Source organism: Bacillus sp. AF23 (genome assembly GCF_020861455.1).
In the GTDB taxonomy this organism is placed as follows: domain Bacteria; phylum Bacillota; class Bacilli; order Bacillales; family Bacillaceae; genus Bacillus; species Bacillus halotolerans.
Map to the genome: position 1 here is coordinate 191,902 of NZ_JAJHVY010000021.1, position 14,203 is coordinate 206,104.

Genomic DNA, 14,203 nt, shown 5'->3' on the forward strand with positions numbered 1-14,203 from the left:
TCCGTTTGGACGACTCGGGATAAAGAACCAGAACCGCCGCCCTCATCATATCTTTTCTAAACTGTAGCATTTCTATCCTTCATCCATTGGCGCTGTCCACTTTTTAGGACCACCATGACTGAAGCAGAAAGCTGCTTTTGCAAACCGCCGAATATCTCATTCATCGATCCGTCCCAAATTTGATAGTTATAGCCGTAATCCTCAATCATTTGATAATCATAGTGTTTTTCTATCTGCTGACAGTTTGGCAAGATAATCTGATTTTGTGCTTTCCGATGCCTGCTAAGGGCTCTGTGTACCAGCTGTATCAGATGATTCGGTTTTCGCATTCTGCTCTTGCTCTGTCGGCTTCGTATAACTCACTTTATTCACGGTTTGCTCTTCCTGACCCCTATCAGAAGCTCAGCTGTCAGAACACGCTGATATATAGTCGTAAAATAGATAAAAACAGCGCACCCAATTTATATGTAATCGTCTCTGCTCTTCCTTCTGTTCCCCAATGATCGCTAAATTAATTTATAGGTTTTTTATATCTTTATTTATCTAAAATCGATAACTAGACTATTAGAACAATATGTTTCTTTTAAATAAACTTTAAAATAGAATTCAAACGCCAAAATGGTAAACTAGGTGATCGTATTAATGTAATTTAAAAAGCTCTCCTTCTTAAAAGGAGAGCTTTATTTTTATCTAGTCCATTTACTGGAATATACTGTTTGCATATAGTCTGAGTGATTCCAATTATTATAAAGTTTTAGTTTCACTCTAGTCGATGCAGATTTTTTTGCGATGTTTGTGAATGTAACATTTAATTTTCTACCATATGATGCATTTCCAGAAGCTGTATCGATTGTTTTCCAAGAACCGTTTGTATAACGCTGCAGATATAATTTGCAATAAGCAGCACTTTCCCAAGTTCCTGTTCTTCCCATTTCAACTGTAGCATAAACATTCTTATAGTTTTCTGATGTGTGAATAAAGGATTTTGTGTCTACAGCTGCATGGAATGTAAAGCTCGTAGTTTTACTAACAGCCTTGGCTGAATGACCCGATCCAATGAATACTAGTCCAAATGCCATCACACCCGCAAGAACTAGTGTCATCAAGTGATTTACTCTTTTCATTATCAAATACCTCCATCAAACTAATCAAAATTGTAAAATACAGGACTGTTATACATTATAAACCACGAAACCAAGAATTAAAATATATTTTATAAAATATTTTCTAGTAATCAAAACTAAGCTGAAGTTTATAATAAATTCTATTATTCACTGAAGTGGCATTTGGTTAATTTACTCACCTCGAAACATAAGAACTTGACTCTAAGTTATAGCCTTGGAGTCTAATCAACCACAACAAAATCCTGAACCTTCACTTGTTCCTCAGGCAAATCAAACTGATAAAGCATCTTCTTAGAATGGATATCAAACACACCCACGTACCCGCCAATGCCCTTTTTATGCTCTTCCTGGGCAACAACATACAGTTGATTCCCCTTAAACTTTGCATCCATATAAGGGAATTTTAAGCCGTATGTGCGAAAAGAAAAGTCCTTCCCATACTCAAGCAGGTTCGCTCCCCCCTCTTTGTCTTCGTACGTCACATAAAAACTGCCGCTTTCTTTGTCATAGTACACGGTATCAGCATATTCAAGATCATCAGGATAAGAAATATACTTCGTCTTCCATGTCCCTTTTTCAATCACAGTCAGTTCATGCTGCGAGCTCGCGACAATAAATTCCTCCGAGTCTGCGAATTTATCAGCGTATGAGGCTAAGCTCAGGGTCTCTATGATTTCCTCTGTGTTTCTGTCGATCACGTAAATAGCCATACCTTGAATGACATAAATATAATTCCCGTCACTCGACCCCATCGTGACAAGCGAAGGCAAGGTGAGCTGATATTCCTTTTTCGTTTTTTTGTCGTTTATATGCACGTCATTCCCCGTCGTATCAACGTTATAGGCCTTAACAGAAACATCCTTCCCCTCATACCAAAACGAAAATGGATTTGACAGCGGATGCTCTTTAATCACATCCTTCTCCAGCGTGTAATAAAAGGACTCATGTTCCGCTAGTAATACAATGTCTGTTGATGCGTAAGACTTCGTTTGGATGTACGGCACATCCGCCACCTTAAACGTGCGCCTATTAAATCTTTCGCCTGTTGAGGTTGAGAGCAGCGTGCTTTCTTTTATGAGAGGGTTGGAATAGATAAAAAAGATGCGGTCTTCTTCGGGCTGGATAGAGGAAGTTGTGACCGGATATATGTTCTTATTTTGAGAGTAAATATATGCAGCCAACATTAAAACACTTGCGAACAAGCTCAATAGTATAAAACGCTTTTTCATATAAACAGCTCCCAGTATATGGTTCAAAACTCTATATCGTTTTCAACATGCTCTGCACATTTCCCTTGTAACCCAATAAAAAAAGAACTTCTCAATGGAAGTTCTCACTTATTTTTCTCATAGGATTGCTTGATCAATCCCATGATATATTCAATGTGTTCGTCGTCCTTTATGAAAATCTCATAGTCGCCATTTCCCCAGTGCCGGTCTCAGAGACATCTCGCATTCTCTCTTCGGGATCATCCAATTCTCCCTTTTTCATATTCACCCACACCTTAAGTCCGCTTTTAAAAGAGAAATATCCACGAAGTTTGCTTATTTGACGTAAACGCAATATAAATCTTCGTCGGTTTGATTGAAATATGATCGTCTTTCCTATTCCTAAATCTGCTTCCTCGGATGATGTGTGAGTTGCTCAATATAGACTCTTATCAGTATGTTTAATTTGTATTGATTTAGAAAAGCCATCTTAGAATAGACACTCGTTAATTTAACAAATGATTAACTTCTTTGTATTTTATTTATCTTTTTTAAGATTCTAAAAATACGAATAAAAACACTGCTAGTCTTACAGCCAGATATATTCTCTGTGGTACTCACGTATTTCATTAAGCACAAGTCTTCCTCTACTCTTGTTAACGGACAATACTTCAGGGATCAAGTCAAGATCAAGCTTTGCATTTCTAGTACCAAAAGCAACTGCCCCGTTACCGCTTAAAAGATTTTCGTACTGCTCAATACTTAACTCATATCGTTCATCTAAATGCTCTTTAATACCCGACTGCTTAATTTTCTCTTGTCCGCTTAATGTGACTATTCCACTGTGAAATTCCGAACAACAGCCTGACCCGTAAGAAAAGCAGCCCAGTCTCTTAGGGGAATCAAAGTCACCATTATCAATAGTACTTAACAATGATAAGAAAACAGTTGCCCCCATAATATTCCCGACACGCTGACAATAAGTTAAGCCCGGAATCACTCTATTGCTAAAATCATTCTGAATAACGTCGGTCTTAGCTTTGCACATTTTACGCATCATTTTTCGATGTGCTCCCTTTACCATTCCGCCAAATGGTGTATGGAACACTAAATAATGAAATGATTTTTCATAATCAACATCTTCTACACGCTTCTTATATTCTAAAAATGAAGATTCACAACAATCCAAATACGACATAAGGGATAAATCTGCATTCCCCGCCTCGCTGTCTGGAATCGGCCTGCATGTATCCATAATCTCATAGCCATAATACCCGTTCGCACCAATATCAACTTCATATATATACGGTGTGTCACTAATAAGCATCGCTACAGCACCTGCTCCTCCAGTAGGTTCAGCAAATGACCAGTCAGCCATTAGCGCTTCTCCTGCATCTGCAGCCATAAATCGAGCCAAATCTGTCGCGACAACTAATACCTTTGCCCCTGGTGATACCTGAGAAAGCACAAAATTAATAGCCATCTGAAAGCCCGCAGTTCCCGAATAACAAGCGTTCTTTAATTCAAAAAGACGGCAATTACGGTTTAAACCTAAGTAATGGTGAATGTATGTACTTATGGATTTCCCAAAATCAATACCTGATTCTGTACAAGTGATGACCATCTCTATACGATCCTTTTCTTGAGAGGAAAGAGCATCTATAAGAGGCATTGCTGCATTTACCCCAAAAGAAACAGGATCTTCATAAGGAAGAGGCACTGTCTTCTCCTTCATTAACAGGTTATCAAACCTTTCATTATCTAGATTCCGATATTTTGCAAGTTTTTGGACGTCCAGATAAGCAGAACCCCCGTAAAAATTAATAGCTTCAATTCCAACTGTTTGCTCGTTCATTATTTAGCCCCTCTCAAATACTTCTTTAAAACTTGATGCAACATAGCTGCTTCTGAATGCTCCTCAAATCTGATTTAGATATTGAATTAATATAATGGCTTGCCCAATATAACTATCTCTTAATAATAGGTTATTTTCACCATATTTTTAGACTTCAGAAAAATATACGGAAAACCAGCCTAGACTAACATTTGTTTACAATATTCATTAAGCTGTTCCGCCGTTTCAGTCATGAGCATAGTTCCTATATCAGCGACATGTCGATTTCTCCAGTCTTCCATCTCAGACCCCTTTACCCACTGATTGAAAGATCCAAGTGCGGACCCACATAAGATTTGATAATCTGACTGATTATCTTCCTCACCATTAAGAGCCCATTGAGCTGATTTAATAAAATACCATTTAAAAGTAAGTAGCATTTTCAGCTTTGGATTTATTTCAGCTTCCTTAAGTGTCTTCCTGCTTGTATACTGCTTAACCTCAGTGTAAACTTCCTCTAAGCTCTTTTTAAAATAATTATTTTCAATTTGCTTTTTCACCATTTCATCGATCCCATCAATTGAATGATGACTGCTATAAATCGAATGCAACTTATTGCTCCTAACTTGATACAGGGTTCCCTTTTTGAGCACCTGCACCTTACTACTCGTTTCATAAAGATCCCATGAAGGTGCGTATCCTGTATCTTGTACATTAATACCGCTTAACATCTCCTTTGCTGGAACACTTATATCTGCTTCTACAGAGCATTGATTAATTGATCCTGTTGTTATAAAATCTGCCCCCATTATAAATGCACCAGCTGCTGCTGTCGGGGTCCCGATTCCACCGCCGACACCGAGACGAATTTTATAATGATACCCATGTTTCTTAGTCATTTCACTTCTTAATCTAAAAAATGTTGGTAATAATACAAAACCATTTGCAGCATCTGTATGTCCTCCCGAATCTCCTTGAACACATATATCATAAGCCATCGGAATTTGTTGAGATAACTGCGCCTCAGTTTCCGTAATCTCTCCTTCTCTTAATAGACTGTCAACTATCTTTTTTGGTGGCGGGCTCATATAACATTCAGCTACTTCCGGTCTTGATAGCTTAGCAATGATTCTGTTCTGTATAATGACATTACCTGTTCCATCTTCTTTAAGGCCTTTGATTCTATACTTTACCAGTGGCTTAGTGATTGTTACATATCCAGATGCTTCAATAGTTCTCACACCATATCTAAGAAATAAATCAAAAATTCTTTTTTCTCGTTCAGGATTCTCAAAATCAGGAGATAGACTGAAACCATAAGGCTCGCCATTTTTTAATGTTCTTTGAATATTTTTAATGCCCTTTTCAATTGAAGAATCATCAACACCAACAGTGCCGTAGAACGCGAGTAAGCCTGCTTTACCCGCTTCAGTTACTAGCCGCTCGCCGGAAATTCCTCTATACATACCACCTAATATATAAGCATACTTTAAGTTATAATCATGGATGAACGAACCATCTCCCAGCATTTCCGGTGAAATACTTTTCGAGATGGTTTTTGGAAAACCTGTTTCGTTTATAGTTGAATTCGTCACTTCTGCCTCGCTCTTGATATGAACTTCTTCCATGATTTCATCCTGCTCTTCTCTATACCTCTCTGTTGGAAGATCCTCTTCTTCAATCATAATCGGTTCAGCGTCTCTGATAATTGTTTGAACCATTCCCTGAACAACTCGCCCAGGCCCTACTTGGATAATATCCTCTACGCCTTTTGCTAATAAATATCTTATGCTATCTGTCCATTCAACGGATGATACCAATTGTTCAGATAACGTTTCTAACACCCGAGACTGTCTATATGGTCTGGCATAAACATTCGAAATTACCGGAATCTTCATGCTGCCAATCTTAAACTTTTGGAGATATTCAGTGAATTCATCTCTTGCCGGCTGCATATACCTTGAATGGAAGGCTCCGCTAACATTTAGGACCTTGTACATCATACAATTACTATGGTTCTGAAAAGGGTCTTTTGCCTTTTGAATATCCTCTCGATATCCTGCAATAACAATTTGATTAGGTGTATTCATATTTGCCACATCAAGGTTGGTAAGTTCATTTTCATGGAGTACTTGTTCAACTTGCTCCTTCGTTAATCCGACGACTGCAGCCATTTGACCGCCTGCTTCTCGGAACATCAATTCTCCTCTTTTTTTAACTAGCTTTAAACCGGTTTCAAAGTCTATGGCGCCAGATGCAAATAAAGCCGCATACTCACCAATACTGTGTCCTGCTAAATAATCCGGTTCTCCCTCCCCATCCTTTAGCTTCTTTAGATAGGAGAATACACTTACAACATAGAGTGCTGGCTGTGTATAAACGGTTAATCCGAGCTTATTTTCTGGGTCATTTAGACACAGATCCTTTATTGAGTACCCTAGTATTTCATCAGCCTTTTGCGTCAATTCGCTGAATTCATCAAATAGCTCAGCCCCCATTCCCTTTTCCTGTGAACCTTGCCCTGGAAAAACATACGCTTTCATCTTATGCCCTCCTGTTTCCTTTATCGTATTCATTATGCTTGTTACATCCATGTCCACATTAAAAAGTGAAGCTATTTTAAATACATCTTTATGCTCCGGCAAAATGTAATGTAACATCGCAGCCAGCTCTCCATCAGGAGATAAATCAATAAACATCGTATCATTTGTCGCCGTGTTGGTAATGGATTCCTTAAATCTTATTTGTTCCCTGATAACCTCCCAAAAGTATTCCATTTTCACTTGATCCAGTGCCTTACCAGTAACAGAGGAAATGATTTTGCATGCGGGCTGCTTTAGATTTACTTCAGCAAAAAGCCTGCAGCATTCCTCTCGCATACTTTCAATTTCACGAGAATGAAATGCATATTGTACCGGAAGCACCTGACTAAGAATACTATTGTCACTCAATCGCTTTTTTATTGATCGGATCCTTTCTGAATTTGCAGAAACCACAAAATGATGACTATGGTTAACTGCTACTAATTCGCTCCCCGTGAATATGTCTTTACGATTCTGAAACACTGAAGCATCATCAAATACAGTGATCATTCCGCCCATGGGGGCTTTGTCCATTATCAGTTCTGAAAGCTTTACCAGCAAAGCAACTGCATCTTGCATCTCGATCATGCCAGAGATAACGGCACCGCTAAACTCTCCCAAACTTGCTCCGATTACTCCATTGGGGACAATCCCATTCTGAATCATCATCTGTGCTGCTGAATACTCATACATAAAAATGGCGAGATTCGTTTGAAGAATCGGTAAAAAAGCTTCACCCCGATTTTTATTTTCATCAAAAACAATGTCACGTACAGAAATACCTGCAAACTTTACGATTTCATGATCGACGGCATCTATATTTTTTCTGAAGTCAAAATTTGTTTCGTATAGTTTTTTACCCATGCCATAAAAATGACATCCTTGCCCGGCAAACATAAATATTTTTTCCATTGATTACTCCTCGATTTCAGAACAATTCCAATGTTCCTATATGATGAATCGATATTTTTTATTTTTTCTATGGATGTATATTCCCATCTGTGAAGCTACCGATTGTCGTGCTCTCATAATTTATTTTTCGCTAATTTCCATTGCCAGCATTGCGATAAGCTCTTCCTCACTCATCTGATCAATTTTATTAAAAAGAGCTTCATCTTCTTCACTGTTATGGACCGGATCTATGAATAGAGTCCTGTTTTGATCTATAGCCGCTTCTTCTGCTTCAGCTAAGCCAGGAAGGTCCTCTGGCTCTGATAGAATCTCCAATTCGTCCAAATTCAACATCGGCAAAATATACTTAGATACCTCGACAATATTTGGGTAGTTAAAGAAAATCTGTTCATCAAGCTCTATATTAAAAACTGTTTGAAGCATGTTATACCCCTCGGCAATTGCAATGGATTCCAACCCCAGCTCAAAGAATCCCTGTTCAGGGTCTGGCAGTCTTCCTTCTGTGAATCCTAGTAATGAAGCAAATATTTCCTGAATGTAATGAATCATCTTCGGAATTTGTTCACTTTCAAATGAATTGGCAAGTTGATAAAGAAATGTCATATCAGAACCGTTTGACAACGGCTCTTCCTCTTTACATGGACTCGCACTTTTATCCGAAATACTCATTTCCAACTTTTCTTCAAATGGAACCGCTTTTTCTGGAGTTCGATACATCCAGTACTTTTCTTTTTCATAAGGGTATACTGGAAGCGAAATCCGATATGGCAGGAAACCTTTGTAAAGTTCACTAAACGGGATTTCGTTACCTTCCACCCATTTAGCCGCCATCTCATAAAGATCACTTTCTGCAGATACCTTTCCGGAGTAATCGCCCGGCTTGATCCTTTCGCTTGCCGGAATAGCCTTTCCCGCTATCAATCCTCTTATATGTTTAATTTCATTGACATCCTCATTCAAAAATTTCTCAACCATTTTCCTTAATTCCTCATACTCGGAAACAATAAAAGCCACTCTGTATGGAAAAGCTTTACGGCCTGTCTGTAGTGTAAATGCAATATCCCTAAGATAAGGCACTTTCTGATCTTGGTCCTTCGTATCCACTAGATAATGAAAAAGCTTGGTTGCATACCTTTTTAATGCAGATTCATTTTTGGCTGACAATGGAATGATAACTGGATTTTTTCGGGTTCCTTCCGCCGGTCTCCTTTCAGGTTCATACTCCTCAATAATCATGTGGACGTTTACTCCGCCAACACCAAACGAGCTAATACCCGAACGCCTTGGACACTTTGTTTTTCTGCCTTTAAGGATTGTCGGCTGTTTCCATTCTTCGGCCTTCATCTGAACATAAAATGGAGTTTCGGCAAAATGAATATCTGGATTGATTTCCTCCGTATTAAGCCTGCTCGGCAATAACATTTTATGTTTCATCTGCAACAATACCTTAGCAACTTGTGCTATTCCTGCAGCAGCTTCAGGATGGCCGATATTTGACTTTACTGAACCAATTGAACAATATTGTTTATCTGAAGTATATTCAGCATATGCATCCGTTAAAGCTGTAATCTCAATTGGATCTCCAAGAGATGTTCCCGTTCCATGTGCTTCAACATAGCTGATAGTCCGTGGATCTACATTTGCCTTATTCAGTGCTTTCTTAATGACTTCTTTCTGAGCAACTGGATTTGGGACAGAATAGCCATTCGTTTTGCCATCATGGTTAACAGCTGAGCCCTTAATGACACCGTATATATGATCCCTATCCCTTCTAGCCTTCCAAAGAGGTTTTAAAAGCACCGCGCCTACCCCTTCACCTGGTACATAACCGTCTCCGCCTTTACCGAAGCTTCTGCAATGCCCGTCAGAGGCTAGGAATTTAGCAGAATCTAAGGTGATGTACTTACTTGGATGTAAGGTTAAATTCACCCCGCCTGCTATCGCCATATCACATTCATCTCTTAATATGCTTTCACAACCGAGGTGTATAGCATATAGCGATGAAGAACATGCCGTATCCACAGACAAGCTCGGCCCTCTAAGGTTGAGCAAATAGGATACTCTGTTAGCAACTGAATAAATCTGTGAATTAATCGGAACTGCATTCCCTCTATCAATCTCAGCAGCCCCTGAAAGACCGTAAGTGTTAAAGGTAACACCTGCATAAACCGCCACATTTCCTCGTTGATCTTCATCATAACGATCACCTAATGATTCTGGCGTATAACCGGCATCTTCCAGGCAACTCCAGACAGCCTGAAGAAATAAACGTTCCTGCGGGTCCATAAAAGCCGCATTGAGGGGGGAGATATTAAAGAATTGCGGGTCAAATTTATCAGCATCCGCAACAAATCCTCCCCATTTGCAGCTAATATCTGGATATTTCCTATGGTCCCATCTTTCTTTGGGAATCTCGGTAATACTGTCCTTTCCTTTCATGAGATTCCTCATAAACTCATCCATGTTTTCTGCCTGTGGAAATGTTCCGCTGATTCCAATAATCGCAATTCCCTGTTCATCTTCAGAGATTTTTTCCTCCGCGACAGTTTGAGGTACTGCTTCCTTCGAAAAAGGAACCGGTTTTTCCGGTCTAACGTTTCCGGTTTCCGCAATTTGATGATCATTAAGAGAATTTAGCAGCGTAATGATTTTCCCCCTCTGCTTTTCAACGAAATACTTGCTAAGCGTATATAAGTTTTTATATGTAAACATAAGAGTGACTGGCAATGTACCAAAGACCTGTTCAAAAAATCTATTAAGCTGATTGATATGAATAGAGTCAATTCCATAGCTTTCAAATTCTTCATGCGGAGAAAGATAGTCTGTCGGTATATTAAGAACTTCTGAAAACATTTGCTTTAAATATTCAAGAATGGCATCAGTTAGCTTCGCATCATCCTCTGTCGATAAGTAATAAGGCCTTTCTAATACGGGCGTTTCTTCTTGAATTTTTGTAAGTATAGGATCTTCAGGATCGTTTTTTATCATCTCCTTGTTCGGTATCAGGCGGTGATCCTTCCCGACTTGCAAGATCCAATGTCGTTTTCGATCAAAAGGATAGGTTGGAAGAGACATCCTTTGTCTCGTCTCATCCCTATACATTTTTCCCCAATCAACATCAGCTCCCATCACCCAGAGCTCGGCGATTTTTTCCATATCTCTATCCTCAAGAAACTTTTGCATTTGTTTCTTGGCAATTTCACCATTTAGAAGAATATCGAATTTTTCAATGAACTCATTGGTATTTCCTTGTTTGAGGTTAGGATTATCGTTTTTTCCATTACAATAGTCAGACAGACCTTTCTTAAGATCATTGACATCCCCGGCAATGATTGCTAATCTCTCTTTCATGCTTTCACGTCCTACTTGAAGAGTGAATGCAAGATCTTCAAGGGGAAAATCCATTTTCACATCAGGTTCTGCCTTCTCAGGTATTGAACTTTTTGACTCAAAGGAGGATAAATATTCAGCCAGACCATTCAAAGTGGAATGATATACCAGTTCGTTGTCTGGGATCTCCAGTTTTAGCTTTTTCTCGAGTTTATGATGTAACACCGTTAAATCATAGGCATCTAACCCATAGTCAGTAAATGGCTCATCATAGTCCACTTCTGCCTGACTTATGCCTAAAATTTCAGCGATCTCCTGTTTAATGATTTCTTTAACAACATAATTACGCTCCGCGATACCTGTATTAACTTTGATTGACTGGTCATTGGGATGAATAGGTTTATATGTTTCCAGAAATAAATGTAACTGATCAGCATAAACCTTAAGTCGTTCTTTATTTTTAGCTGAAAGAATAAAAAGCTGAGAATGACTGTCTTCTCTGGATATCGAAGGCGATCCCTTCTCGTATTCCTCAAGAATAATATGCGCATTTGCACCGCCAGCTCCAAAAGCGCTAACTCCGGCTCTTCTGGGATAACGTTTTTCCTCTGATGCCGTTTTAATAGCAGGCTGTTTCCACTCTTCGAGTGAACGCTGGACATAGAACGGATTATTTTTAAAATCAATGAAAGGATTTAACTGCTTAGAATGAATAGATGGAACAAGCATCTTATGCTTCATCTGAAGCAGTACCTTTGTGACTGCCGCAATACCAGCTGCAGATTCCGAATGTCCAATATTTGATTTTACTGAACCGATGGCACAAAATTGCTTCTCATCCGTATATTCATGAAAGGCCTTCGATAGGCCCGATATTTCAATCGGATCACCTAATGCTGTACCTGTTCCGTGCGCTTCAATATAACTAATAGTCCGAGGATCAATGTTAGACTTTTCGAGAGTTTCTTTAATCAGTTCACTTTGTGCATTCGGGTTTGGCACTGTATATCCACTCGTTTTGCCGCCTGAGTTAATTGAGCTTCCTTTGATCACTGCATAAATCTGATCTCCATCTTCAACAGCTTTACTCAGTGGCTTTAGCACGAGCGCTCCAACCCCTTCACCCGGAACATATCCATCCCCATCACCGCCAAAGCTTCTGCATTTTCCATCCGTTGAGCAAAAGTTTCCTATGCTGAGCTGAAGATATTTGTTAGGATGAAGAGTTAAATTCACTCCTCCGGCAATAACCATCTCAGCCTCACCTTTGCGGATGCTATCACAGCCAAGGTGGAGAGCCACGAGGGAGGAGGAACACATTGTATCCAATGCGATACTGGGGCCATGAAAATCAAAAAAGTATGAAACTCTGTTTGCGATTGATGCAAAAGAAGAGCGGCCTGAGATTTTATCTCCAAATTGTTCCGTTTCAAGCAACTGATAGAGACCGTACATCGCACCCACAAATACCCCAACTTTCTTGCCTTTAAGTGAAGCGCTGGCATATCCTGCATCTTCAATTGCATTCCAGGTCGCTTCTAAAAACAATCGTTCCTGCGGATCAATAAACTTCGCCTCATTTGGAAGAATACTGAAGAATTGAGAATCAAACATCTCTATATCATCAATAAATCCTCCCCATTTGCTGTATGTTTTTCCGATAATCCCTTTATCTGAATCATAGTATAGACTATGATCCCATCTGTTTTCGGGAATCTCTGTAACACAGTCCTTTCCCATCTTCAAATTCTCCCAAAACTCATCAAGGTTCTGCGCCATAGGATATCTGCCTGATACTCCGATTATTGCGATATCTTCATCACGAGCTTCTGTTTCCCGCCTGCTTTTCTTTTTTTTCTGATTTCCCGGCAATTTAACCCGTACGTTCTTTCTGCCTTTAGGTTGGTCTTGAACGTGAAGGTTTTCCGTTCGGTCTCTATCAGTTAGTCCAAACAACATTGTTAAGGCTTCTTTTTTATAATTCACTAAGTATTCCGCCAGTTCAGTGATGTTATTATATTCAAAAAACAATGTTTTGGAGAGATCCCCTAACTTCTCCTCCATTGTTTTTGTCATACCCATAATCGCCACAGATTCAATGCCAAACTTACTAAAGGTCTCATCGTTTCTGATTTTATCTATTGGGGTCTTGGTTTGAATTGATATTAGCATTTTTAAGAATGTTTCAGTCCTATTAAGCAATATCTTTTGGCTTGCATCTGTTACAACAGGATCATTTATCGGTGGGGTCATACTATTGTCCTTTTCAGACGAAATAACATCATTTTTTTTCATTTTTTTTATTTCGGATTGGATTTTTTCTCCTTCACCCTGTAAGACTATAAGTTGCGATCCCGATTGCTGTAATCCATACTCTAACGCCGGGATCCCCCTTTCCTTTGGGAGCGGAACCATACCAAATCCATCCTTCATGATTTTTAGTTTCTCATCATTCACGCTCATTTTACCGTCTTCCCATAAAGGCCAGTTTATTGAGAGAGTCTTCCCGAAACGTTTACCGGCTTTACACTGAGCATCTCTCCACTGTGCAAAATAATCCATATAACTGTTTGCATACCCATAATCGCTTTGGCCGACATTACCTAAAACTGCCGCAACAGATGAAAATAAAACAAAGAAATCAAGAGGTTCGTCCTTTAATGCTTCATCCAAATTCTTCGTACCGAAGACCTTTGAAGCTAATACCGATTGAATTTCCTCATCATTTTTGTTTAACACAAATGAATCTCTAATAACTCCCGCAGAGTGGATAACTCCATTTATGTTTCCAAACCTTTCCTTTGCTATGGCAACAAGCTTCTCAACTTGCTGCTTGTTTGACACATCCGCTTTAACATAAAGGATATCTGCTCCTAGGTTTTCGAGTTCTTGCAGCTTTGAATCATTTTCCCTTTCTATCTCACTGCGTCCTGTCAGAACAAGCCTTGCGTTCGTTTTTTGAGCTAGGTGTTGGGCAAAGATTAGCCCCAATTCTCCTAGACCTCCCGTGATAAGATAAACGCCCTGTTCTTTAAGGAAATCAATTGAGTCAAACTGTTGGATTGATTCAGTTATTTTCATTCTTCCCCTCATTCCTTTCGTTTTCCCAAAACACAAATCCAATATTAGGGGATGAATCGCAGGTTAACCATTTCCAAAAACATTCTAACTTTTTGATTGGTTATGTGTTTTTCCTGATTTAGTCCCGCTTCC

6 protein-coding genes are annotated in these 14,203 nt (G+C 39.2%); all 6 read right to left on the reverse strand.

Translation table 11 applies throughout. The features are described 5' to 3' along the window. Nucleotides 1-56 precede the first annotated feature (56 nt). Complete coding sequence (locus LNN34_RS12775; RefSeq protein WP_229043568.1) at nucleotides 57-329, reverse strand: DUF1311 domain-containing protein; 273 nt, start codon at nucleotides 327-329, stop codon at nucleotides 57-59. A gap of 357 nt (nucleotides 330-686) precedes the next feature. Continuing rightward, nucleotides 687-1,124 carry a hypothetical protein gene (locus LNN34_RS12780; protein ID WP_229043569.1) on the reverse strand — a complete coding sequence of 146 codons (438 nt, stop codon included), beginning with the start codon at nucleotides 1,122-1,124 and terminating at the stop codon, nucleotides 687-689. A gap of 221 nt (nucleotides 1,125-1,345) precedes the next feature. Next, on the reverse strand, nucleotides 1,346-2,353 hold the full coding sequence (locus LNN34_RS12785; protein ID WP_229043570.1) for a hypothetical protein: 1,008 nt from the start codon (nucleotides 2,351-2,353) through the stop codon (nucleotides 1,346-1,348). A 568-nt stretch (nucleotides 2,354-2,921) separates the two neighbouring features. After that, nucleotides 2,922-4,187: a hydroxymethylglutaryl-CoA synthase family protein gene (locus LNN34_RS12790; protein ID WP_044163470.1), complete on the reverse strand. Its 1,266-nt coding sequence runs from the start codon at nucleotides 4,185-4,187 to the stop codon at nucleotides 2,922-2,924. Between the two features lie 179 nt (nucleotides 4,188-4,366). Beyond that, nucleotides 4,367-7,660 (reverse strand): ACP S-malonyltransferase, encoded by a 3,294-nt coding sequence (gene fabD, locus LNN34_RS12795; protein WP_229043571.1) that lies wholly within the window; start codon nucleotides 7,658-7,660, stop codon nucleotides 4,367-4,369. A gap of 120 nt (nucleotides 7,661-7,780) precedes the next feature. Next, nucleotides 7,781-14,071, reverse strand: coding sequence for an SDR family NAD(P)-dependent oxidoreductase (locus tag LNN34_RS12800; protein WP_229043572.1), 6,291 nt, complete (start codon nucleotides 14,069-14,071; stop codon nucleotides 7,781-7,783). Nucleotides 14,072-14,203 lie beyond the last annotated feature (132 nt).

Bases quoted from the DNA above. Each gene is read 5' to 3' on its own strand.
- LNN34_RS12775 (WP_229043568.1), bottom strand. From the start codon at position 329: ATGCGAAAACCGAATCATCTGATACAGCTGGTACACAGAGCCCTTAGC.
- LNN34_RS12780 (WP_229043569.1), bottom strand. From the start codon at position 1,124: ATGAAAAGAGTAAATCACTTGATGACACTAGTTCTTGCGGGTGTGATG.
- LNN34_RS12785 (WP_229043570.1), bottom strand. From the start codon at position 2,353: ATGAAAAAGCGTTTTATACTATTGAGCTTGTTCGCAAGTGTTTTAATG.
- LNN34_RS12790 (WP_044163470.1), bottom strand. From the start codon at position 4,187: ATGAACGAGCAAACAGTTGGAATTGAAGCTATTAATTTTTACGGGGGT.
- fabD (WP_229043571.1), bottom strand. From the start codon at position 7,660: ATGGAAAAAATATTTATGTTTGCCGGGCAAGGATGTCATTTTTATGGC.
- LNN34_RS12800 (WP_229043572.1), bottom strand. From the start codon at position 14,071: ATGAAAATAACTGAATCAATCCAACAGTTTGACTCAATTGATTTCCTT.